Origin of the sequence: Alicyclobacillus sp. SP_1 (genome assembly GCF_024706985.1) — a bacterium.
Classification (GTDB): Bacteria; Bacillota; Bacilli; order Alicyclobacillales; family Alicyclobacillaceae; genus Alicyclobacillus_I.
In genome coordinates this window covers 151,413-173,255 of record NZ_JAMCCX010000050.1, presented here as the reverse complement: position 1 = coordinate 173,255, position 21,843 = coordinate 151,413, and the positions used below count along the sequence as shown (strand labels likewise).

The following is a 21,843-nucleotide window of genomic DNA, read 5'->3' as shown; positions in this document are numbered from 1 at the left end:
AAGGCAGACGGACAATGCTCATCAATCTTCCTTTTTGTCCCAAATTGAATTCGGATCGCTTAAGTTGACAGCATTGGGATCGCCCCCTCCCCACCCGTTTTTGCGGCTGCGCAGCCTCCCTCGATGGTGAACCAAATCCTGCCGACCGAACGGCAAATCGGCGTCACCACCGATGTCGCGCCGACATACCAAACCGATCCTCCGGACCGGTACGCGTTTGACCTCGGGTACAACCTGATCACCTGGGAATGGGGCGGTCTCAAACCGAACCTGAATGATCCGATCCCGTTTCTTGGCAATGCGATCGCCAGTTGGATTTTTATTGGCTCGGGCTTCATCACCCGGTTTGGCATTTTTTTGGCGGAACTCGGGTTTCACACGCAACTCGTCAACGACCAACTCGCCGCCGTCACGCCGCTGCTCATCGGGCTGCGCCAGAGCCTGTTCGGACGTTTCCTCCCCTTCAGCTTGATTGCGGTCGGCTTTTGGGTGGTCAAAAAGGCGATGGTCGACAACCAGTCGGCGCGGGCCTGGTCCGGCCTTCTCGCGAGCGTCGTCGTTCTGGCCGGGGGTCTCTTTTTCATGGCGAACAGCGGCCCCGACATCCGATTTCTCTCGACGACGATGGACCAACTGTCGCAGGTGACCATGGGAGCGCTGGCACAACCGTTTCAGCAAATTGAGGGAACATCATCATCGCTTTCTCCGACGCAAGCGGCCGACACGGAGCTTGTCGTGACGGCCAACCAGGTCTGGGATCTGCTCGTCACCCGGCCCTGGATCATTGGGGAGTTTGACCGCACGGAAGGACAGCCGATCCGCGTCACGCCCGCGGAGGCGACGGCCATCGAAAACACCGCCGCAGCCGACAACCTCTCCCTGCCCGTCACACCCGGCGAGAACTGGATGGTTTTGATGCGCGCCTACCCGGACGGATCCCAGCAGCGCACCATCCTCGCCACGACCCTCGGGAATCCGTCCATCGACCACGCGGGACACGCGGACATGCCGGATGTCCTGGGCGCGGGAAGCGTCGTACCGCGCATGGTGATCGCGCTCTTCTCGCTGGTCGCGTCGCTGGCGTTCCTGCTCTTTGTCGCCGTCGTGGCCGGGATGCTCATCGCCGCACAGGAGATGGCGCTGGCGCTCATCCTCGTGTCCCCGATGGTGTTTCTCATCGGTGTTCTGCCTGGTCGCGGGTTCGGCGTGGTGCGCGCATGGCTCGGCTGGCTCATCGGGGCGCTCGGAACGAAGGTGGTGTATGGCCTGTATTTCGGCCTCACCCTGCTGCTCGCCGACGTGGTGACAAAGACCACCGGGCTCCTGCTCCTGCAGCAGGTTCTCGTGTCTCTCCTGTTCTTCCTTGCGTTTTTGTTTCGCAAGCGCGTGCTCGGCGCGGTGCTCTCGAAGGTGGGCGCACCCACGCCGCACGAGATGCTGCGCACCTCGGTGGTGTATGTGCGCGATCACTGGCGCGAAACCTCCACGTCCGTGGGCCGTACGTCCGATTTTGCCAAGAACGTAGTCCGCCGGTTCCGCCCCAAGGGTCGCGACGACGACGGCGGTGACGGCTCGTGAAACGGCCCACCCGCATCCTCCTCGGCTGGGTCGTGACTGCACTTGGCATCTGGGGTGTCGCGATCATCCTTCTGTTGTTCCTGCTCCTTCTCGTGTCGCTCGGCGCCGTCATCTCCTCGGGGGACAACGCTCTTCCCTTTTCGTCCGCGGCCGCCGTCGAGCCCATTCCGCCCCAGTTGCTCCCCCTCTACCACGCGGCGGGGGCCAAGTACCATGTGCCGTGGGCGATTTTGGCGGGCATCAACCGGGTGGAGACCGACTTCGGACGGAACCTATCCGTGTCATCCGCCGGCGCCATCGGGTGGATGCAGTTTGAGCCTGCCACATGGGCCAGGTACGGCGTCGATGCGGACGGCGACGGGGAGGCGAACCCGTACGATCCGGTCGACGCCATCTTCACCGCCGCCCGCTACCTGGCCGCCTCCGGGGTGGCGAAGAATCCTGTGCAAGCCGTCTTTCAGTACAACCACTCGACCGATTATGTACGCGAGGTCCTGCGTTTGGCGACCATCTACCAGACGTGGAACCCGCTCGGTTCCGAGTGGGTGTGGCCTGTGACCGATGCGAAGGAGCCATTCTCAGCCGTGGCGGGTTCCGACGGAGAACCACTCGGTATCACCATCCACTGCCCACCCGATGCCTCGGTACGCGCCATTCACACGGGCATCGTCACGTCGGTCACAGGCAGGAGCGTCACGCTGGATCTTGGGAACGGACTCACCGTGACCGAACAGGGGTTGCGCCCGACCCTGTCGATGGCGCAGGTTGTCCATGCTGGGGAACCGCTCGGAATCGCCGCCACACGAGGCGTCACAGCCTCGATCGAGGAACAGGGCGTCCCATTGCCCGTACTGTGGTTTGTGAGCCCGTCTGCGCCAAACCTGGCCCTCACACCGCCGCTCACGATGGCGCCGCAACCGACGAACGCACCATAGGCATCGCAAATACGTGTTCATGGTCGAAGGAGACAGCAATAACCCAAGTCTCCGCGTTGCTTCCATGAGGCTACAGAGCTACGATGACACACTGCGAAAGGAGGACGGCAACATGCAGGACGCCGAGTTGAAAGACAAGGTGAGACGCGTGCGCAAAGAAGGCCGTGTCAAGGTCGAGAGCAAGGCTGAAGCGTTCGAACTCATCACGTACGCGCACATGGTGTATGGGTATTGGTTCCAGATCGGTGACCACAACAGCGTGTACTGCATTGTCGTCGATGAAAACAATTAACGCTGCACATCGACTCGGGACCTATTTCGAACCCCAGGAGGGTAAAACCATGGAATGGACCATGAAACCCAGTCAATTCGGCGGAACATGGTACGAAGGCTACGTAGACGGATACTTCGTGTACGCGCGCGTGTTTGACGAGCCATCCACGTTCGGCATCAACGACGGGCGAATTTCTGCCCTGGTCATCGCCCCACGCCAGAGAAGTGGTGTACGGGATGCACTGGTCAACTACGATCGTGGTTGGGATGGGGGGCTGCCCGCGGCAAAATATCGGCCCATCGTGGAACAAGTTTTTGAGGATTTTCACGACCGCGAAGTCGACTGGGCGTACGAGGAACGAAAGTACCACGAGGGGATGGATTTTTGACGGCGAACGGACGCCGCCCGCCACACGTCGGGTGCAGTTCGATTCCCCTTGCAAAGGGGCTTGTTGCGTCACGGCTCGCGGTTGTCGCGAGCCGTGACGCACGGATTCACCATGAGGGACATGGTGTACACCGCCGTTTGAAAGCGTCGGCCATTGCACTCGTAGAGTGGAGTGGCTATGCTGACATACATGGATTTCAGTGAGACAAAATCGATCACCGCAATGGATACGGATTGTCCTTGAAATCTGCCCTGTCCATCGCAAAGAACAAGAATCTATCCAAGACGAACATCCGCCCCGATGACATCGTAAGACTCGCTCTTCACCCGTGCAGGGAAGCAGGCCATTTTGGAGGCTCTGGACGGTCATTGATGGCAAGCATTGATCCTGGTATGCCCGAATCATCTCCAGCACCCTTTAGACATTGATATGTCGTTTTCAATGCAGCGAGCTGCATACGTCGCCAACTTCGTCCCGCGATTCGGATGATAACTTTCCACTGCTTTGATGAGCCCAATGGTACCGATGGAAATAAAATCATCCGTATCGTCGGGTCGAGTCGTAAACTTTTTCGCCACATGCGCCACGAGCCGAAGATTGTGTTCAATGAGTGTATTGCGCGCCTCTGTATCTCCGGATGACCACCGCTCTAACAATTCAGACTCGGCTTCTGACGAGAGAGGTTGCGGAAAATTGTTGTTTTTTACGTGGGATACAAAGATGGACACATCACGCAACAAAAATGCAAGCAGTGCGAAGAGCCCCGTCACCTCATCACCTCCGGCAGACTTCGTGCAGTATTTTATGCTTCGAATCTCTGCAACCTGCCTGCTTTTTGTGAGAGCTTTAATGGGAAGAATCCGCCTGCGCCTGTTTCTCCATCAATTTCCGATAGTTCTGCTCGCTTTTTTGCTCATTCCGAAGCTGTTGCGCATACGTCTTTGCAAAATAGTGACCACCCGTGCCATTGTACTTGGCAACATAGTAATAATAGTCTGTATGCGCTGGATGAATGGCCGCCTCAATCGAATGAATTCCAGGATTGGCAATCGGACCAGGCGGCAGACCGTAGTGCAAATACGTGTTGTACGGACTTTTTGCCTGTTCATCGGCAATGGTCAACGTGCGATGATAGCCTAGAACATACTCCAACGTCGCATCAATCTGCAAAGGCATACCTCTCTTTAATCGATTGTCAATGACGCTCGCAATCAGTGGTTTATCACTTTGCAGGTATGCTTCCTTCTCAATCAGAGACGCCTCAGTGATAATCTCGGGAAGGGTTTCGCCTTCCTTCCGAATGTCCCGCATCATCTTCGGCGTGACCATGACAGCAAACTCCTGCAATAGCTCATTGACAATGTCATGGGCAGACTCGCCTTTGTAAAAATCGTACGTGTTTGGATACAAATACCCTTCCAAACGCGTCTTGACGAGCGGGCTCTTCGAAATTTGCCGAACAAACGGCTCGTTATAATCCGTACTCTGCGCAGCTTTCATGAACGACGCGGCGGAGCACACGCCTTCTGATTGAAGGCGCTCCGCCATTTGTTCCGCGGTAAAACCTTGAGGAAAGGTCACCTTGATGACTGGCACGTAGATTTTACCTTGTTGAAAAATCGACAACATGCTAGCCGGAGTATCCGCCGCGGAAACTTTATACAACCCAGCCTGGACTGGGGCATGCGGTGCCAGAAAGCGCGCATAGATTAAAAACGTCCAAGCATTTCGAATCAAATCATGTTGGCGTAACCGTGTCGCAACGTCTCGCAGAGTGTCGCCGCGTTTCACTTCAAAAGGAATGGCTCGCGAAGCTTTCCCTGTGACGACAGGTTGCAGCGATTCAAAAAACCAACCGAGCGAAACTCCCATCAAAACAACTACAGCACCTAATCCAAGAAGCCATCGAAAAGCCCGCCGTCGACTGCCCTCCGGCGGGGGTAAAGCCAGATGCTTTTTCAAACTCACCGCTCCTATGATACTCTTGTAGACTCGCACCCGCAGAAGTCTTTATCTTCGAGCAGCGGGACTATCTAAGTAGGACTGCAGCAATACCGTCGCAGCCACGGAATCAACAACCCCTTTTCGTTTGCTCCGCCGCACATCTGCCTCAACAAGCATACGCTCGGCCGTGACGGTGGTCAAACGCTCGTCCACATACACCACCGTCACGCCGCACACTCGCTCAAGCAGAGCCCCAAATTGACGAACTTTCGCCGACAACTCGCTCTCCGAGCCATTCATGTGAAGTGGCACGCCGACCACAATCCGCTCCACGTGAAAGTCCTGAACCATCTTCAGCAGGCCACTTGCCGCTTTCTTGTCATTCCCGCCGGCCACAAAGCCATGTGCCTGCGCAATGCAACCCGTGGGGTCAGAAAGCGACAAGCCAATTCGAACGGTCCCATAATCAACTCCGAGCACTCTCATTCAGCACCATCTCCGCATATACCCGCACTAATTCTTCGATAAGGTCGTCACGCTCCATGCGCCGAATCGTATTTCGAGCGTCCAGATGGCTTGTGATATAAGCAGGATCGCCCGAAATCAAGTAACCAGCAATTTGATAAATTGGATTATATCCCTTCTCAGATAAGGCACGGTAAGCCAATTGAAAAGCGGCTTTCACGTCCGAATTCTCCGTTCGCGACGGAAAGTGCATGGTCTCATCAAAGTGCCGTTCCACCCTCTACACCTCATTCCTCTCGAACGCCGACAACACTCGGTCTTTTTTTAATTCGTCGGCACGAACTAGTTCCCCTTCATTTGTAGAACAAATTCGCGGGATTTCGCAATGGCCATGGATACTTTTTCCGGCGACTTAGCTCCGGCTTGCGCCAAATCGGGCTTACCGCCACCGCTACCATCTGCAACCTCTGCGACCGCTTTGACCAACTTGCCAGCATGGAATCCTCGATGTTGAAGATTTTCGGAGACAGCCGCCACAAAGACCGCCTTCTCTGCCGAAGAAGATCCAAGAACAATCACGTAACTAGCGCCATGCCACGTTTGCTTCAGTCCATCGACCATTTCGCGAAGCAGTGCAGCGTCCGCATCTGGGACGACTTGCAACAGCGTGTGGATGCCGTCGAGGTCTTCCGCAGCGCGCGCTAAGTCCTCGACCCGCGCGTGCGTCATCCGCGCCCGCAGAGACTCGACTTGGCGAAGGGACTCTCGGTGCTCCTCTTGCAAGCGCGTGGCTCGGTCGACCACATCGTGGACACCAGACTTCAAAATCGAGGCTACCTGTTCGAGCCGTCCTCTCTGTTCACAGACATATTCGTACGCCCCGCGCCCGCTGACCGCCTCTACTCGGCGCACGCCAGAGCCAATGCCCGTTTCCGAGAGAATAAGAAACTGTCCAATGAGTCCAGTTCGCGCAACGTGACACCCGCCGCAGAGCTCGACGCTGTCTCCTGCTGTGACCACGCGCACCCGCTCACCGTACTTTTCCCCGAACAGTGCCATCGCACCTGTTTTTCTCGCTTCTTCCAAGCTCTTTTCCTCGATATGCACCTCATAATCCGCGAAAATGTCTTGGTTGACCAGCCGCTCCACCTCGGACAGTTCCTCTGAACTCAGTGACCCGAAGTGCGAAAAATCAAAACGCAGTCGGTCTGGTGCAACCAGAGAACCCGCTTGTGCGACATGCGTTCCGAGCACCTGTCGCAAAGCTTTATGAAGAAGGTGCGTTGCCGTGTGATTTTTGATGATGTCGCGGCGTGCCGTCTCGTCAATAGCCGCATACCCTTGCTGCCCGAGCAGAAGACTACCCTGAACGACCATCACTGAGTGTAGGTGCTGACCATGGGGCGCCTTCGTAACCGCCGTGACGCGGCACGTGCCCGTCTCCGTGCGAATTTCTCCAGTATCGCTCAACTGACCGCCGCTCTCGGCGTAAAACGGCGTAACATCGAGGAGCAGTTGACCGGCTTGTCCGGCGTGAAGTTCTGCTACCGTCTTCCCGTCGGCAAGCATGGCCACGACTGTCGCAGCAGCGGTCGTCTCTTCGTAGCCTACGAAGCGAGACGGCACCGTGATGTTCTCAACCTCGGTTCGGTCGCTTTGCATGCCGTCAAACTGATGGCGGGCAGACCGAGCACGCTCCCGCTGAATTTCCAGCTCAGCTTCAAACCCGGCTCGGTCAACCGAGATGCCGCTCTCGGCCGCTAGTTCAATCGTCAAATCGATGGGAAAGCCAAAGGTGTCGTAGAGCCGGAATGCATCTTCGCCAGACAACTCAGTCAGTCCACTCTGCTTCAGGTCTCGAATGCGAGCTTCAAGAAGATGCTCGCCTTCCGTCAATGTCTCCTGAAACCGCTCTTCCTCGGTGCGCACCACGCGCTCGATGAAGCTCTGTTTCTCGCGCACTTCCGGATAGTCGTCCCCCATCATCGCCGCGACCACAGTCGTCAATTCAGCTAAAAATGGTCGTTCTACTCCCAGCTTTCGCCCACTTCGAACCGCGCGGCGCAGCAACCGCCGAATGATGTAAGCGCGTCCTTCATTCCCTGGCAACACACCATCCCCGACGGCAAATGAAACCGTACGCAAATGGTCGGCAATGATTTTAAAATGCACATCGTCTTCCGCACGCTCACCGTAAGTCCGTCCCGATACGCGCTCAACCGCCCGCATCAGGGGCATGAACAAGTCCGTCTCAAAGTTGTTCGGCACATCTTGCAAAACGGACGCCAAGCGTTCCAGACCACTGCCCGTATCGATGTTTTTCTTCGGCAGCGGCGTATACGAACCATCCGCTTCTTTGTTAAATTGCGTAAAGACTAAGTTCCAAATTTCCAAATAGCGATCACAATCACAGCCCGGTTGACAAGTGGTCGAGTGGCAGCCAAAGTGCTCACCGCGATCGTAAAAAATTTCGGAACAGGGTCCGCACGGCCCTTCTCCTATTTCCCAAAAATTATCTTCCTTACCGCGATAAATCCGACTTTCCGGTAATCCGACTTGTTCGTGCCAAATAGAAAACGCCTCTTCATCTTCAAAGTGCACCGTGACCGACAGGCGCGAGGCATCCATCTCGAGAGACTTTGTGAGAAACTCCCACGCCCATCCGATAGCCTCTTTCTTAAAATAATCCCCAAATGAAAAATTACCCAGCATCTCAAAAAACGTCTGATGCCGCGCAGTTTTCCCGACCTCTTCAATGTCGTTTGTACGAATACACTTTTGCGACGAGACGATGCGCGGATTGTCTGGAATCTCCCGACCATCAAAATACGGTTTGAGCGGCGCCATGCCTGCGTTAATCCATAGCAAAGTCGGGTCGTCATAAGGGACCAAACTGGCACTCTGCACCACTTGATGCCCACGCTCCGCAAAAAACTGCTTGTACAAGCGACGAATGTCTTGACCGCTCCGCGATTTCACCCTACCCACTCCTATTCGCCAAATAGCCACCTGCAAGCAGCGGACTGGAATCTCACAGCTCCGGTTCCTCGAAAACGACCGTCTGCCGCCACTGCGGCTGATGATTCGAGGACTTGTGTCATCTTGCGTATCTGCGAAATTGTACCGAAGCGGTGAACGCACTGTCAATGTTGCTCCGTGTCCTCTCCGGGCCGAACGTGCAACCAGATGACTTTGGCGACAGCCAAAAGCGGCACTGCGGCAATTAACCCGAGGATGCCACCCAGTTCTCCGCCGAGCAAAAGTACGGCGACGATAGCCATGGGGTGCAGGCGCAACGAACGTCCCATAATTTGCGGGGAGATGAGATTGCCCTCGCACTGCTGGACGATCACGTTGACAATGAGAATTTTCACGACCATTCCAAATCCGAGGGGCAAGGCCAGAAGTAGTGCAGGCGCTGCACCGATAAATGGGCCAATATAAGGGATGATGTCGGCGACCGCAAGGAACAAAGCGAGCATCAGCGCATAGGGCATGCCGACGACCAGATAGCCAATGTAGGCAAGAATGCCTACCGCCAGCATGACCAACAACTGCCCGCGAATGTAACGGCCAAGCGTAGCGTCAATGCCAAGCAGCAAGGATTTCGCTTCTTCTCTTCGACTCTTTGGCCACAAGCGGACGACTGCCCTGCCAATACCTCGGCCATCCTTCAACATGTAAAACACTAAAAACGGCACGAGAAACACCATAAATACGGTGTTCAAGACCCCCGACACCACCGTGAACAAGCCAGAGAACCACCCGGTCACTTGCGACTCCAGCCGATTCAAAGCATTTTCCATCCCCACGCGCAAAGCGTCTGGAAGATATTGTTTTCTGCGAACAATGTCGTCTACCCACTGGTTGACAAAAGCCATCATGGACGGAAGATTGTGGACCAACTGATTGGACTGTCGGGTAATCGTAGGTACCGTGTGCGAGAGAGCCAGCGCAATCAGTAGCGCTGCAACCACGTAGATGAGCAAGATGGCGATTGTGCGAGGAACTTTTCGCTTGGACAGAACTTGAACAATCGGCTGCAGGATGTACGTAACAATCAAGGCCGCGAGGAACGGAAACAACACCGCCCTAGCAACCATCCAAATATCGTGAAAGAAACCTCGCAGTTGCCCCAGTAAATAGACACAAAGTAGCGTCAGCAGAACTGCCAGTGCTGCCTCTGTGTAGCGAGACAATCGGATGCGCATGTGTCTCGACCTCCAAGCCTTCATGGGACTAGTCTATGCGATTGTCCTCTAGTTCATTTGTGTACCTACGGCATTCGTCCTATACTACGAATGCATGTCCCAATGTCGGAATGGTCTACTTGACGTGCGAAGCGAGCTGGCGATAAGCAGCCAATGCAGAAGCGGAAAGGCAGGACTTTTCGTGAAATACTTGGCGGTTGGCGCAGGCGGCTTTCTCGGAGCTTGTTTGCGCTATGGTATCTCGGAATGGATGGGAACCGTGTCCGGCTTTCCGCTCGACACGCTGCTCATCAACTGGAGTGGAAGCCTGTTTTTAGGGTGGTTCTACACAGCCACGAGCAAGCAGTGGAAGGTGCACCCAACGATTCGAATCGGTCTCGGAACCGGACTCGTCGGCGCTTTCACAACATTCTCTACATTCACGGTAGAACTGTGGAATTTGTGGAAGTCCGGATTGTGGTGGGACAGCTTTTTCTACCTGGCTCTGTCTGCCATCTTCGGACCCTGTTTGGCTTATCTCGGCGTCCTATTAGCAGAGCAACCGTGGCGACGAGAAGGTGCTCCATCATGAGTTTCTTGTTCGTCGGATTTGGCGGAGTGGTCGGAGCGCTCTTGCGATTTTCTCTTGGGCAATGGTTGAATGAGCGATTTTCCTTTACGTTTCCTTACCCTACATTGCTCATCAACGTGTCCGGCGCGTTTTTGCTGGGTTGGTTCACGTCTTCACTTGCGCGCTACTTTCCGTCACTGGGAGACGCCCCAATGCTCATCCTCGGCGTTGGCATGTGCGGCGCGTATACGACATTTTCCACCTTTTCTTACGAAACGACGACTTTGTTGCGCGAGCAGCGTATCGCAGCGGCATTGCTTTATGTTGGGTTCTCACTTGTATTTGGCATTGCGGCGGCGGCTATTGGCCTCTTCGGACTGCCGTAATCTTTCACCAGTCTAGCGCCGAACAGAAAAAAGCCCCCATGTGCTGGGGGCTTGTCCGAAGACTGGCCTGTTCACGCACCGATTTTAAACCCTAAGCCCCGGTACCGTATTCCAGTTCTTCCGCCATCGCCTCAACGGAGACGAGCGAACCATCTTCCGCAACATCGAACACCCGTACTTCTTCGCCGGATACGTTGAATTCCTTAAAACAATTCCAGCAATAGAACTGATTGGCGCCAATTTTCCCTATGTCACGACACTGACAGTGGGGGCATCTCATTTGACAGGACTCCTTTGTTTATCGGCAAAGACCGACGAAGAATGTCGCTACGCGGATGTACTTACAAGATATCCAAAACCTTAAACATGCAAACCAAAATAAACATCGACTAGAAACGAACAAAATTACACGCCGTAACATTGCTGAACTCGAAATAATCCGTTTCAATCTCTTCCAGTCGTCACAATTATCATACGCCGGAGCTTGACTGACCGCAATGCAGAAATTGGATAAGACACACAAAATTCATTAGTCACTTCGATTTTCACGCTACTGTCTAGACAAAGTTGCTGGAGCGTGTCCAGTCAGCAACCGCTCCATCCAAACACCAACCGTTTCGGCCTCTTCCACGGTATTCTGATGAGAGAAGCTGAACCGAATGGCGCCGCGCACTACGTCGTCCGCCAACCCGCAGGCGAGCAACACATGGCTTGGCTCTGCCGTTCCCGCCGTACAGGCAGAACCTGCCGATGCCGCCATCCCTGCGAGATCCATCCGCATCAGTGTGGTCTCACTCTCGGTGCCTGCCAGTGAGAGATTGACAATGGTCGGTGCCCCATCATGTGGACTGAGCAGAGTGACGCCTGGAAGACTTTGTACTCGTGACAGAAATGCTTCCCGCACGGCGCACACTTGTGCTTGCCGGCTCTCCCACTCCGCTTCCAACAGTTCAACCGCTTTGGCAAAGCCGACAATCCCTGCGACATTCTCGGTACCAGGGCGCCGACCTCGCTCTTGTCTGGCGCCAACGTGACCGACTGTCAGCCTTGTCCCCGCTCGGACATAGAGCAGGCCAATCCCCTTCGGCCCGTGAATTTTGTGCGCTGAGAAAGCAGCGAGATCGACCAACGAGTGGGACATATCCAAGCGTTCACAGGCGAGGGCTTGCACGGCATCTGTGTGCACAGCAATGCGCGGATTGACCTCTTTGACACGCAGAGCAATCGCTTCGATGGGTTGGACGGTCCCCAGCTCATTGTTGACGGCCATCACAGACACGGCCACGGTATTCGGACGGATTGCCGCAACCACGTCCTCCGGGGCAATGCGTCCTGCTGGGTCTGGAGACACAAAGGTGACCTTGGCACCCAGTGCCGTGAGCAGGGACATGGTGTCGAGCACCGCATGATGTTCGACCTGACTGACGACGTAGTGCGGTACCTCCACGGTCTCCCGGGCTGCCAGATAACTACCGAACAGTGCCAGATGATTCGCCTCCGTACCCCCACTCGTAAAGACCAACTCCGCAGGGGTTGCACCAAGCCATTTGGCAATCGACTCGCGGCTCAACGCCAAAGCCCTGCGAGCCTCCCGACCAGCCGCATGGAGACTCGACGGATTGCCGTAGATGTCCGAATGGTAAGGAGTCATGGCAAGCACGACACGCTCATCCACTGGCGTGGTTGCGGCATTATCGAAGTAAATCATGGCCATCTTCCTTCCTCGACAGAGCGGTACTGCAGAAAGCCTCCCGAGAAGCTGCATCCGCTCTTTGCATGTCTCGAGAAAACTCTTGTGCAACATCAGGGCCAAAATCAGGCCCTAGATGTAGAACATATAGCCCGCGGCATCCGACTGACGGTCTTGGACCAAATCGGCAAGTGAGATGGACTCCAACACATCAGACAGCGATGTCTGCATGCGACTCCACAGCTTAGCCAAGCCGTCGTCCACGTCCGTGTCAACAAAGTCAATCGGACCTTCCAAGACCACAAACAACTCCCGCACGCTGATGTCTGTCGGCGGCTTAGCCAGCTGATACCCACCATAAGCCCCTCTCACACTGCGAACATAGCCAGCATTGCGCAAGGGGGAGATGAGTTGCTCTAAATAATGCTCCGATAATCCCTGTCTTGCCGCAATCGATTTTAAGGAGACCGGATCGCCCGCATCGTTCATCGCCAAATCGACCATGAGCATGAGTCCGTAGCGTCCTTTTGTTGAGATTTTCAACCGTCGAGCTCCTCTTCCTCTAAGTATTTTTTCGGCGGCAATCCTTCCGGCCAGTAACTCTGTTCCACCCTATGTCCAGGAAAATCGTGAGGATATAGGTAGCCGATCCCGTTGCCGAGTTTGGCACTCCCCGCATAGGCGGTGGACCGCAAGTGGAGTGGCACCGATACGGTGACACCCGCCCGAACATCCGCAATCGCCGCATCAAGCGCTTTGTAAGCAGCATTCGACTTTTTCGCTCTTGCCAACATCGCCGTGACGTCGGCGAGAACAATGCGTCCTTCCGGCATGCCGATGGCTTGAAGAGCATGCAGTCCAGAGACGGCGACGGTCAGGGCGTAAGGTTCAGCAAGCCCAATATCCTCCACGGCAAGGATGATGAGACGGCGTGCGATAAAGAGCGGATCTTCCCCAGCCACGACCATTTTCGCCAGCCAAAACAGCGCGGCATCCACATCCGAACCACGCACCGCTTTGATGAAAGCAGAAATGGTATCGTAATGTTCGTCTCCCGCCTTGTCGTAAAGAACAGGCGTCGTTTGCAAGGAAGCTAGGGCGTCCGCCTCACCGACCACCGGAGTTCCCTTTGCGCCGAGCGGTGCCGTCAACACGGCGAGTTCCAAAGCGTTCAGTGCGCGCCTTGCATCTCCGGCCGCGTGACGAATAAAGACCGCTAATGCCGCTTCCGTGACCTCGGCACGAACCGACCCCAAACCACGCTCCTCGTCCGCGAGAGCACGTCCGAGAAGCAGGCGAACCGAGGCGTCGTCAAGCGGTTGCAGCCGAAACAGGAGCGACCGTGAGAGCAAGGCCGGATTGACCTCGAAGTATGGATTTTCAGTGGTCGCACCAATCAGCGTCAACAGTCCCGCCTCCACATGGGGGAGCAAGGCGTCTTGCTGATTTTTGTTAAACCGATGAATCTCGTCGATGAACACGAGCGTCTTCTGACCATAGAGCGCGCGCTGCTCCGTTGCCTCCCGGACGACTTGGCGAAGGTCCGCCACACCCGCCGAAACCGCATTGAGTTCCACAAAAACGGCACCCGATTCCCTTGCAATCACATGCGCGAGCGACGTCTTGCCAGTACCGGGCGGTCCATAGAGCAATACCGACATGAGGCGTTTCGCGAGAACGGCGCGACGAAGCGCACTCGATTCGCCGACCACGTCAGGCTGGCCCACGATGTCATCTAATGTGACCGGGCGCATGCGGTAGGCAAGCGGTGCCTGTTCTGCGACTTTGGACTGACTGGCGCGCTCAAACAGGTCCATTAGTGCACCTCGCTCGGCCGCCGTAGGTGAGATGACAGATACGAAATCAGACGGTCCACATCGACATCACTGACGTCGCGATGCGTCACAAAACGCAACACGGTTTTGCCAAATGAAGTGGCCAAGAATCCTTCTTCTGCAAGCACCGCGAGGAATTCGTCCACGGTGTAGCCTGTCTTGGCAATGTCGACGAGGACGATATTCGTATCCACCAAGCTGAGATTGACCTCAAGACCCGGCAGACTCGCCAGTTCGGACGCCAAGCGAGTGGCTAGGCGATGGTCTTCCTCCAGTCGCTCCACCATCGTGGATAGTGCGATAATACCCGGCGCTGCAATCACCCCAGCTTGTCTCATCCCACCTCCGAGGCGTTTGCGCCAAACGCGTGCGCGCTCGATGAACTCGCGGCTGGAAACAAGGACCGATCCGATGGGCGCACACAACCCTTTTGATAGACAAACTTGGACGGAATCCGCATGTGCGGCCAATTCTGCAACTGGCACATTCATTGCAACTGCTGCATTGAACAACCTCGCTCCGTCCATGTGCACTGCCACGCCGTGTTCCCTGGCAATGTTAGCGGTCTCCCGCAGAGCCGCTTCGGGGATGACCGTTCCTCCTGCGCGATTGTGAGTATTTTCAACACAGATGAGCTTTGTGACCGGATGGTGAATGTTGGGAGTGCGGATGGCTTCACGAATGTGCTCTGGGTCCATCACCCCACGCTTGCCCGGCAACTGCCGAAGTTGCGCGCCCGCGATGGCCGCAACAGCCCCCGCTTCATAGTAGAAAACGTGAGACTCACTCTCCGCGATGACTTCGTCGCCACGGCCAGCATGCGTCGCGATGGCCACTTGATTGCCCTGCGTGCCGCTCGTGACAAACAGTCCGGCTTCTTTGCCCATCAACTCGGCTGCAAGTTGCTCAAGCTGTCGGACCGTTTCGTCCTCACCGTAGACATCGTCGCCGACCACAGCCTCTCGCATGGCGTCTCGCATCGCGTCCGTCGGCTTCGTCACTGTATCGCTGCGAAAGTCTGAAATTTGACTCATCCTATCACGCTCCCAACGCAAATGGGGAACCTTCACCAAGGCTCCCCAATGTGTCCTTCTTATCAACGCCCCGCCATTGCCGTGTCACCCGAGGTTTTGATCCTGCTCGCGCAGGTGGGTGCCCTGCTCATCCACTTCGCAAGTCCCATCTCAGACGGGCATTTGCTAAGGTGGGAGAGACATCGAACTCCCGTTCAAAAAAGTGTTGGAACAAAACACAGTGGGCATCACGCACACCGCAGGGCGAATCGATAAGAGGATGGTATCACGATTTCGACCGCTCGGCAACCTGAATTCCGAGGAAATCTAACTGGCTTTTGGCGACTGCAGCAGGAGCATCCATCATCAGGTCCGTCGCACTCGCGGTTTTCGGAAAAGCCACGCAGTCGCGCAGGGACTTTCCCCCGCCCATCAACATCACCAGGCGGTCCAGCCCAAAAGCAATGCCCCCATGAGGCGGAGTCCCATACTCAAACGCGTCCAGCAAAAATCCAAACTGCGCTTTTGCCTCCTCCGGCGTAAAGCCAAGTGCTGCAAACATCCGTTCTTGAATATCTCTGCGATAAATGCGCATCGAACCGGACGACAATTCGAAACCATTCAGCACCAAGTCGTATGCCTGGGCCCGCACTGCACCTGGATTCGTTTCGAGCAACTCCAAATCTTCCAGTCGAGGCATGGTGAAAGGATGGTGCTCAGCGACATACTGCTTTGTCTCCTCGTCCAAGCTGAAAAGTGGAAAATCGACAATCCACAAAAAGCGAAACGCGGTGGAGTCGACCAGACCAAGCAGCGATGCCGCATGCAGACGCAGCGCACCCATCGCTTGGCGAACCACTTTTTTCGGGCCAGCACCGATCAGAACGAGATCGCCCAGATGAGCGTTACTCACTTCGGCCATTCGCTTCAACTCGTCCTCGCTCATCCACTTCCCTAGGGAGGACTTCATTCCATCTGCGCCCAACTGAAGGGTGGCGAGTCCTTTGAGCCCATAGGACATGGCGTATTTCGCAAGGTCATCGAGCTGTTTCCGCGAATAATGGGCACATCCAGGAAGAACCAGTGCTTTGACTGCTCCGCCTTCAGCCAACGCCGTCTGGAACGCGGGCAGGCTACTCTTTGCGACGACATCATTCAACGAGACCAACGGCAGGTCAAAGCGCAGGTCCGGCTTGTCCGAACCATAACGGTCCATCGCTTCCTCGTACGTCAGACGTTGAAACGGCAATTCCAACGAAACGCCGAGCACCGTCGAAAACACCGACGCAAACATCCGTTCCATCAGGGATAGCAAGGCATCCATCGACAGAAACGAAGTCTCGATGTCAAGCTGTGTGAACTCTGGCTGTCGATCTGCGCGCAGGTCCTCATCGCGAAAACAGCGCGCAATCTGATAGTATCGCTCGTAGCCAGCGACCATCAGCAACTGTTTGAAAATTTGCGGAGATTGTGGCAAGGCGTAGAACGCACCGTGCTGCAAGCGGCTCGGAACAATATAATCGCGAGCGCCTTCGGGCGTACTGCGAGTCAAGATGGGCGTTTCCACTTCCAGAAAATCTTCGCCATGAAGAAAGTTCCGAAATGCTTGAAAGACTTCGTGGCGCAGACGCATCATACGTTGCATCTCGGGACGCCGCAGGTCCAAATATCGGTACTTGAGACGAACCTGTTCGTCCACATCAATGTCGTCCTCAATGTAAAATGGCGGATTCTTCGCCCGGTTCACAAGGGTCAATTCGGTCACGAGCAACTCAATTTGCCCCGTCTCCAATTTCGGATTGACCGACTTTTCTTCGCGCGTCACGACCGTGCCTGTGACCACTACCACGTACTCATTGCGCGCCGCATCGGCCGCTTTCATGGCCTCCTCTGCTGTCCCCCGGCTGACATCGCAAACCAACTGCAAAATGCCTGTCCGGTCGCGCAAATCCAAAAATACCACGCTACCCAAATCGCGGCGTCTTTGTACCCACCCCGCCAAAGTCACTCGCGTACCAGGTACCACCGACAGCGTTTCTACTACAAAGTGTGTCCTCGTATCTGCCGTTGCGGCAATTTTCTCTATCACTTGCCTTCCCCCTCCTGCTTTGTCCTGCGCTCCTGCATGCGCTCGGCAACCTCCAGAAACGGCCAAATCTCCTGCTCACCGGAGTCCATGTCTTTGACAGTGACCGTCCCGCTCGCCAATTCCGTCTCTCCGAGCACCGCCATCCAGCGAGCATGCTGTCGATCCGCTGACTTAACCTGCGACTTCACGCTGCGTCGTTGAAAATCGCGATCGGCCATAAATCCAGCCCGGCGCAGGGTATCGACGAGCGACGTGGCTTGGTCTGTCGCCGTTTGATCGGCGGTCACGACATAGACGTCAAGGCGCTCATCCTCTCCCGCTGTTAGACTCTGGTCGATAGCCAGTTGAACGGCTCGCTCCACACCTCCCGCGAAGCCGATGCCCGGTGTCTCCGGACCGCCAAGCTCCGCGACTAAAGAATTGTACCGGCCACCGCCGGAGACGGTACTGTGGCCCGCCACCGTCACTTCCCAAGCAGTTCGAGTATAGTAGTCGAGACCGCGAACCAAATTGGGATTTCGTTCGCAGGGAATGCCAAGTAACGCGGTGTGATGCAAGACCGCTTCGAGATGCTCGCGGCAGTCGGCGCAGAGTACATCGGAGATGCGTGGCACTTGCAGTTCGGTCAAGAGGCGCTGGCAAGTCTCGTGCTTGCAGTCAAACATGCGCAGCGGATTCCGTTCCATGCGGCGCTGACAGTCCCCACAAAACTCCTCAGCATGGGGTTGTACGAGACGGAGCATGGCAGCTTTGTGCTGCGGGCGACACACATCACAGCCCACCGAATTCACTTCGACGGTGAGTCCGGTCAGACCAAATTCGGAGAGAATTCGATACGACAGCGCAATAACCTCGGCGTCCAACTCTGGTGCCTCTGCGCCAAACACTTCACATCCGTATTGATGAAACTGCCGAGACCGTCCGCTTTGCGGCCGCTCATAGCGAAACATCGGCCCTAAGTAGTACAGCTTGTCAATGTCCGCACGTCCGTACCTTTTGTTCTCTACGTAAGCGCGAACGACTCCTGCCGTACCCTCGGGACGCAAGGTCAGACTTCTGCCCCCACGGTCTTGAAAACTGTACATCTCTTTCTCCACGATATCCGTGGTATCCCCCACGCCGCGCACAAACAGTTCGGTGTGTTCAAACAGAGGCGTGCGAATTTCTCGGTAGTTGGCTCGTTCAAATTCGCGAAGCGCGACGCGCTCGAAGGCACTCCACAAGCCGAGCGCCTCTGGCAACAAATCGGCAGTGCCTCTTGGCCTTTGAATGTCCAATCCATGCGCCCTCCTTTCGACCCTGACGAGTAAAAACTATTTCATTTACGAACTGTGCCTGTCCGCTTATTTTGCAAGGATATTGCGACGAAAGCGACCGACGTATGTCGGAGAATTCTACGTGCCCGTATAGGTCATGTCAATTCCCTGCTGACGAGGGACTGGCCCACATCTGCGAGTCCCTTTGCAAGCAGAAACTCCTGACCTGGCAGTAGGGTGCGTACATCCAGCCAGACTGCATCATCCTCAATGCGGGCAATGATGGGAACGTCCGGCACAGTTCGAAGTAGTCGCGAGAGAGTTGTCGCCCCCACCTTTTCTGAAGCGATGCGAATCGCTACGGATGGCAATTCGACCAAGGGAAGAGCACCACCACCGACCTTGGCGGTGTTTTCACAGACCTCAAAGTGAAGGGCTGTCAGCCATTGCCGATGCTCCTCCAACAAATCCATCACGGCATTGGCACGTTGAAGCAAGTCATCCACGCTCTCCGTCAGCATGCGCAGAACCGGAATGTCCGTCTCCGGATGGGGGCGCTGGTGATCGATGAGCGTCGCTTCTAAGGCGGCCAGCGTCATTTTGTCCGGGCGCAGAGCGCGCAATAAAGGGTGTTTCTTCATCCGGTCAATGTACGACCGCCGACCGACCACGATGCCAGCCTGTGCTCCGCCCAACAACTTGTCTCCGCTGAAAGTCACAATGTCGACTCCTGCGGCGATACTGGCCGCAACGGTAGGCTCATCACCAATCCCCCTCTCTGCGTAGTCGAAAAGGGCACCGCTACCCAAATCTTCAAAGAGTGGTATTTGGTAGCGATGGGCCAACTGAGCGAGAGAGACTAAATCGGGTTCTTCTGTGAAACCGACAATGCGAAAGTTGCTCGTATGCACGCGGACCAAAAGACGCGTCCGCTCACTCATGGCGCGCTCGTAGTCGTTCAACCGTGTTTTATTCGTTGTTCCTACTTCCACTAACTCGACTCCACTTTGTGCCATAATGTCAGGCACTCGAAAAGCGCCGCCTATTTCCACCAATTGCCCTCTCGAGACAATGGCTTCGCCGCCCTCGGCCATCTCTTGCAGCACGAGGAACACGGCCGCCGCATTGTTGTTCACCACCAAAGCAGCTTCTGCGCCTGTCATGTCGCATATGCGCCGCTCGACATGGACATGCCGAGAGGAACGAGCCCCTTCTTCCACTTGAAATTCCAGCGTACTGTAACCCTGCGCAACCTCGACGACAGATTGCAGCGCTCGCGCCGACAGTGGAGCCCGACCGAGATTGGTGTGAATCACGACTCCCGTCAGATTGAGCACAGGGCGCAGCGAAGGAGCATACTTTCTTGCCAATTGCTCGGCTACGCGCTGAACGATAGCGGGAATGTCAATCTGAGACGACACCCACTGCGGCACTGGCCCAAGATGGTTACGTCCTGACCGTTCAGAAGTCCTCTCGTCGATCTCGCTGTCTGCTTGTGGCTCCAATGCCAAAATGTACTCCCGCAAGCGCTGCAATTCTTCCCCAAAGGCAATTCGCACGACGGTCGATGGGTACTCTTCGAGCAAAACTTTCGCTTCCTTTGCGGCGAGCAAGCGATGGACCGCTGGCAAATGGCGCAATACATCTGTTTTGTCCACCGTCGCCTGGCACCTCCGCTCCGCACATCGTCTCTATCCTGCCCATTGTAGGAAAATGAGAGACCATCCGCAAGCGCACAGTCGACTTAAAAACTGGAGCGACTCGGCTGCGACTGGTCCCAAGCAGTCGAGTGTCGTACATTCAACTTACCAAGCGAGCCCTCATCCATTGGACTTGTCTTCCTACGCTTTGGCATAGTACATTCAGCAGACGAAGAGAGAGAAAGGGTGGCACGGCATGAACACGAGCGAAAGAACACAGTCGCACTTATGGTTTCAGCGCGCAGAGGCAAGCATTTTAGGGGGAGTCAACAGCCCGTCCCGTTCCTTCAAATCGGTCGGTGGAGGAACCCCGATTGTGATGAAAAGGGGCTACGGAAGTCGCTTCGAAGACGTGGATGGCAATGAATACATCGACTACCTGGCAGCATACGGGCCTTCTGTTCTCGGACACGCCCATCCGTACGTTATGAAAGCTATTCGCGCGGCGACCGAACACGGCATTCTCTACGGTACTCCGTGCCCTGCTGAGATTGAATTCGCAGAGACGCTCCGGGCCGCCATTCCAGACCTCGAGCGATTGCGTTTTGTCAATTCCGGAACAGAGGCCGTCATGACGACCCTTCGCGTGGCTCGCGCAGCGACCGGAAGAACGAAAATCATAAAATTCGCGGGGTGCTATCACGGACATTCCGACGCCATGTTGGTGGCCGCGGGGTCTGGTCCGTCTTCGCTCGGCGTGCCAGACAGCGCAGGCGTTCCTGCGCACATCGCGGCGGACATTGTCACCGTTCCCTTCAACGACCTGGACGCCTTGGAGCGTGCGCTGTCCGTTCACGGCAAAGAAGTCGCCGCCGTGCTGGTCGAACCCATTGTGGGAAACTTCGGGATTGTCGCTCCCAAAGACGATACTTATCTAGGTCAAGTGATTGAAATGTCACATGCTGCTTCTGCACTTGTCATTTTTGACGAAGTCATCACGGCTTTTCGCTTTCACTACGGGACGGCTGCACAGCGTTACAAGGTTCATCCGGACTTATTTGCGCTGGGGAAAATTATCGGCGGAGGTCTTCCAATCGGCGCCTATGGCGGGAGGCGCGACGTTATGGAACTTGTCTCACCTCTTGGCCCCGCGTATCAGGCTGGAACGATGGCTGGCAATCCGTTGTCGATGAAAGCAGGATTGGCCTGTTTAGAAGTCCTTCGACAGCCAGGGGTGTACGAGCACATGGAGCGACTTGCCAAAGAGCTAGCAGACGGCATCGACCATCTCGCTCGACAGCATCAACAGAACGTGGTCATTCAGCGGATCGGCGGTGCGTTCACCGTTTTTTTTGGAAGCGGGTCGGTACGTCAATACGACGATGCCGTCCAGACGGACAGCGGGGCTTTTGCGCGATTCTTCCGTGAGCTAATCAACCGCGGCATCTTCATCGCCCCGTCTAAGTACGAGGCTTGGTTTGTCTCTGCAGCTCACACTGACGAGGACATTGCGCAAACTTTGGAGGCAGTCGATTCGGCATTTCAAGCGATGACCGAGTGAACGGTACAAACGGACGCCACAGCGCGTC

General features: G+C 55.8%; 22 protein-coding genes and 1 other RNA gene. 8 read left to right on the top strand and 15 right to left on the bottom strand.

The window, feature by feature from the left end; translation table 11 throughout:
- Positions 1–123 precede the first annotated feature (123 nt).
- The 5 genes from M4I36_RS12750 to M4I36_RS12730 all read left to right on the top strand — a co-directional run bounded on the left by M4I36_RS12750 (position 124) and on the right by M4I36_RS12730 (position 3,378).
- Positions 124–1,578, top strand: coding sequence for a hypothetical protein (locus M4I36_RS12750; protein WP_258112127.1), 1,455 nt, complete (start codon positions 124–126; stop codon positions 1,576–1,578).
- Positions 1,575–2,513: a lytic murein transglycosylase gene (locus M4I36_RS12745; RefSeq protein WP_258112126.1), complete on the top strand. Its 939-nt coding sequence runs from the start codon at positions 1,575–1,577 to the stop codon at positions 2,511–2,513. Before M4I36_RS12750 ends, M4I36_RS12745 begins: the two co-directional genes overlap by 4 nt.
- 112 nt (positions 2,514–2,625) lie before the next feature.
- Positions 2,626–2,805 carry a hypothetical protein gene (locus M4I36_RS12740; RefSeq protein ID WP_258112125.1) on the top strand — a complete coding sequence of 60 codons (180 nt, stop codon included), beginning with the start codon at positions 2,626–2,628 and terminating at the stop codon, positions 2,803–2,805.
- A 49-nt stretch (positions 2,806–2,854) separates the two neighbouring features.
- The gene (locus M4I36_RS12735; protein ID WP_258112124.1) at positions 2,855–3,175 is read left to right on the top strand and encodes a DUF7678 domain-containing protein; all 321 of its coding nucleotides are present in this window, start codon (positions 2,855–2,857) and stop codon (positions 3,173–3,175) included.
- Positions 3,172–3,378: a hypothetical protein gene (locus tag M4I36_RS12730; RefSeq protein ID WP_258112123.1), complete on the top strand. Its 207-nt coding sequence runs from the start codon at positions 3,172–3,174 to the stop codon at positions 3,376–3,378. Before M4I36_RS12735 ends, M4I36_RS12730 begins: the two co-directional genes overlap by 4 nt.
- A 198-nt stretch (positions 3,379–3,576) precedes the next feature.
- Here M4I36_RS12730 and M4I36_RS12725 read toward each other — a convergent pair whose 3' ends face one another.
- The 6 genes from M4I36_RS12725 to M4I36_RS12700 all read right to left on the bottom strand — a co-directional run bounded on the left by M4I36_RS12725 (position 3,577) and on the right by M4I36_RS12700 (position 9,795).
- Positions 3,577–3,945, bottom strand: coding sequence for a sigma-70 family RNA polymerase sigma factor (locus M4I36_RS12725; protein WP_258112122.1), 369 nt, complete (start codon positions 3,943–3,945; stop codon positions 3,577–3,579).
- A gap of 76 nt (positions 3,946–4,021) precedes the next feature.
- Positions 4,022–5,137, bottom strand: a complete 1,116-nt coding sequence (gene mltG, locus M4I36_RS12720) for an endolytic transglycosylase MltG (protein WP_258112121.1) — start codon at positions 5,135–5,137, stop codon at positions 4,022–4,024.
- A gap of 48 nt (positions 5,138–5,185) precedes the next feature.
- Positions 5,186–5,605: a Holliday junction resolvase RuvX gene (gene ruvX, locus M4I36_RS12715; RefSeq protein ID WP_258112120.1), complete on the bottom strand. Its 420-nt coding sequence runs from the start codon at positions 5,603–5,605 to the stop codon at positions 5,186–5,188.
- On the bottom strand, positions 5,586–5,837 hold the full coding sequence (locus tag M4I36_RS12710; RefSeq protein WP_258112133.1) for an IreB family regulatory phosphoprotein: 252 nt from the start codon (positions 5,835–5,837) through the stop codon (positions 5,586–5,588). The genes ruvX and M4I36_RS12710 overlap by 20 nt, the downstream gene beginning before the upstream one ends.
- Positions 5,838–5,926: 89 nt before the next feature.
- Positions 5,927–8,563: an alanine--tRNA ligase gene (gene alaS / locus M4I36_RS12705; RefSeq protein WP_258112119.1), complete on the bottom strand. Its 2,637-nt coding sequence runs from the start codon at positions 8,561–8,563 to the stop codon at positions 5,927–5,929.
- 164 nt (positions 8,564–8,727) lie between these two features.
- Entirely contained in the window at positions 8,728–9,795 is a 1,068-nt protein-coding gene (locus M4I36_RS12700; RefSeq protein WP_258112118.1) for an AI-2E family transporter, read from the bottom strand.
- A 181-nt stretch (positions 9,796–9,976) separates the two neighbouring features.
- On the opposite strand from M4I36_RS12700, the gene M4I36_RS12695 reads away from it, so the two are divergent.
- Positions 9,977–10,366, top strand: coding sequence for a fluoride efflux transporter FluC (locus M4I36_RS12695; protein WP_258112117.1), 390 nt, complete (start codon positions 9,977–9,979; stop codon positions 10,364–10,366).
- Positions 10,363–10,731 carry a fluoride efflux transporter CrcB gene (crcB, locus tag M4I36_RS12690; RefSeq protein ID WP_258112116.1) on the top strand — a complete coding sequence of 123 codons (369 nt, stop codon included), beginning with the start codon at positions 10,363–10,365 and terminating at the stop codon, positions 10,729–10,731. Before M4I36_RS12695 ends, crcB begins: the two co-directional genes overlap by 4 nt.
- A gap of 91 nt (positions 10,732–10,822) precedes the next feature.
- Here crcB and M4I36_RS12685 read toward each other — a convergent pair whose 3' ends face one another.
- The 9 genes from M4I36_RS12685 to selA all read right to left on the bottom strand — a co-directional run bounded on the left by M4I36_RS12685 (position 10,823) and on the right by selA (position 20,272).
- On the bottom strand, positions 10,823–11,011 hold the full coding sequence (locus tag M4I36_RS12685; protein WP_258112115.1) for a DUF2797 domain-containing protein: 189 nt from the start codon (positions 11,009–11,011) through the stop codon (positions 10,823–10,825).
- 270 nt (positions 11,012–11,281) lie between these two features.
- Entirely contained in the window at positions 11,282–12,445 is a 1,164-nt protein-coding gene (locus M4I36_RS12680) for a cysteine desulfurase family protein (protein ID WP_258112114.1), read from the bottom strand.
- Positions 12,446–12,553: 108 nt separating this feature from the next.
- The gene (locus tag M4I36_RS12675) at positions 12,554–12,964 is read right to left on the bottom strand and encodes an RrF2 family transcriptional regulator (protein WP_258112113.1); all 411 of its coding nucleotides are present in this window, start codon (positions 12,962–12,964) and stop codon (positions 12,554–12,556) included.
- Positions 12,961–14,238 carry a replication-associated recombination protein A gene (locus tag M4I36_RS12670; RefSeq protein ID WP_258112112.1) on the bottom strand — a complete coding sequence of 426 codons (1,278 nt, stop codon included), beginning with the start codon at positions 14,236–14,238 and terminating at the stop codon, positions 12,961–12,963. The genes M4I36_RS12675 and M4I36_RS12670 overlap by 4 nt, the downstream gene beginning before the upstream one ends.
- Positions 14,238–15,290 (bottom strand): threonine aldolase family protein, encoded by a 1,053-nt coding sequence (locus tag M4I36_RS12665; protein WP_258112111.1) that lies wholly within the window; start codon positions 15,288–15,290, stop codon positions 14,238–14,240. The genes M4I36_RS12670 and M4I36_RS12665 overlap by 1 nt, the downstream gene beginning before the upstream one ends.
- Positions 15,291–15,353: 63 nt before the next feature.
- Positions 15,354–15,538, bottom strand: a non-coding RNA gene (gene ssrS / locus M4I36_RS12660) — 6S RNA.
- A gap of 17 nt (positions 15,539–15,555) precedes the next feature.
- Positions 15,556–17,346: an aspartate--tRNA ligase gene (gene aspS, locus M4I36_RS12655; protein WP_374986222.1), complete on the bottom strand. Its 1,791-nt coding sequence runs from the start codon at positions 17,344–17,346 to the stop codon at positions 15,556–15,558.
- An 8-nt stretch (positions 17,347–17,354) separates the two neighbouring features.
- Positions 17,355–18,635: a histidine--tRNA ligase gene (hisS, locus tag M4I36_RS12650; protein ID WP_258112109.1), complete on the bottom strand. Its 1,281-nt coding sequence runs from the start codon at positions 18,633–18,635 to the stop codon at positions 17,355–17,357.
- Between the two features lie 134 nt (positions 18,636–18,769).
- Positions 18,770–20,272 carry an L-seryl-tRNA(Sec) selenium transferase gene (gene selA, locus M4I36_RS12645; RefSeq protein WP_258112108.1) on the bottom strand — a complete coding sequence of 501 codons (1,503 nt, stop codon included), beginning with the start codon at positions 20,270–20,272 and terminating at the stop codon, positions 18,770–18,772.
- 238 nt (positions 20,273–20,510) lie between these two features.
- Here selA and M4I36_RS12640 point away from each other — a divergent pair, with 238 nt between their 5' ends.
- Positions 20,511–21,815: a glutamate-1-semialdehyde 2,1-aminomutase gene (locus M4I36_RS12640; protein WP_258112107.1), complete on the top strand. Its 1,305-nt coding sequence runs from the start codon at positions 20,511–20,513 to the stop codon at positions 21,813–21,815.
- The last annotated feature ends 28 nt before the right edge of the window (positions 21,816–21,843 follow it).

What these genes read in the sequence shown, in the direction of transcription:
- M4I36_RS12685 (WP_258112115.1), bottom strand. Translation starts at nt 11,011, where the DNA reads ATGAGATGCCCCCACTGTCAGTGTCGTGACATAGGGAAAATTGGCGCC.
- M4I36_RS12700 (WP_258112118.1), bottom strand. Translation starts at nt 9,795, where the DNA reads ATGCGCATCCGATTGTCTCGCTACACAGAGGCAGCACTGGCAGTTCTG.
- M4I36_RS12640 (WP_258112107.1), top strand. Translation starts at nt 20,511, where the DNA reads ATGAACACGAGCGAAAGAACACAGTCGCACTTATGGTTTCAGCGCGCA.
- M4I36_RS12735 (WP_258112124.1), top strand. Translation starts at nt 2,855, where the DNA reads ATGGAATGGACCATGAAACCCAGTCAATTCGGCGGAACATGGTACGAA.
- M4I36_RS12665 (WP_258112111.1), bottom strand. Translation starts at nt 15,290, where the DNA reads ATGAGTCAAATTTCAGACTTTCGCAGCGATACAGTGACGAAGCCGACG.
- M4I36_RS12740 (WP_258112125.1), top strand. Translation starts at nt 2,626, where the DNA reads ATGCAGGACGCCGAGTTGAAAGACAAGGTGAGACGCGTGCGCAAAGAA.
- M4I36_RS12670 (WP_258112112.1), bottom strand. Translation starts at nt 14,238, where the DNA reads ATGGACCTGTTTGAGCGCGCCAGTCAGTCCAAAGTCGCAGAACAGGCA.
- ruvX (WP_258112120.1), bottom strand. Translation starts at nt 5,605, where the DNA reads ATGAGAGTGCTCGGAGTTGATTATGGGACCGTTCGAATTGGCTTGTCG.
- crcB (WP_258112116.1), top strand. Translation starts at nt 10,363, where the DNA reads ATGAGTTTCTTGTTCGTCGGATTTGGCGGAGTGGTCGGAGCGCTCTTG.
- M4I36_RS12750 (WP_258112127.1), top strand. Translation starts at nt 124, where the DNA reads ATGGTGAACCAAATCCTGCCGACCGAACGGCAAATCGGCGTCACCACC.
- M4I36_RS12680 (WP_258112114.1), bottom strand. Translation starts at nt 12,445, where the DNA reads ATGGCCATGATTTACTTCGATAATGCCGCAACCACGCCAGTGGATGAG.
- M4I36_RS12710 (WP_258112133.1), bottom strand. Translation starts at nt 5,837, where the DNA reads ATGCACTTTCCGTCGCGAACGGAGAATTCGGACGTGAAAGCCGCTTTT.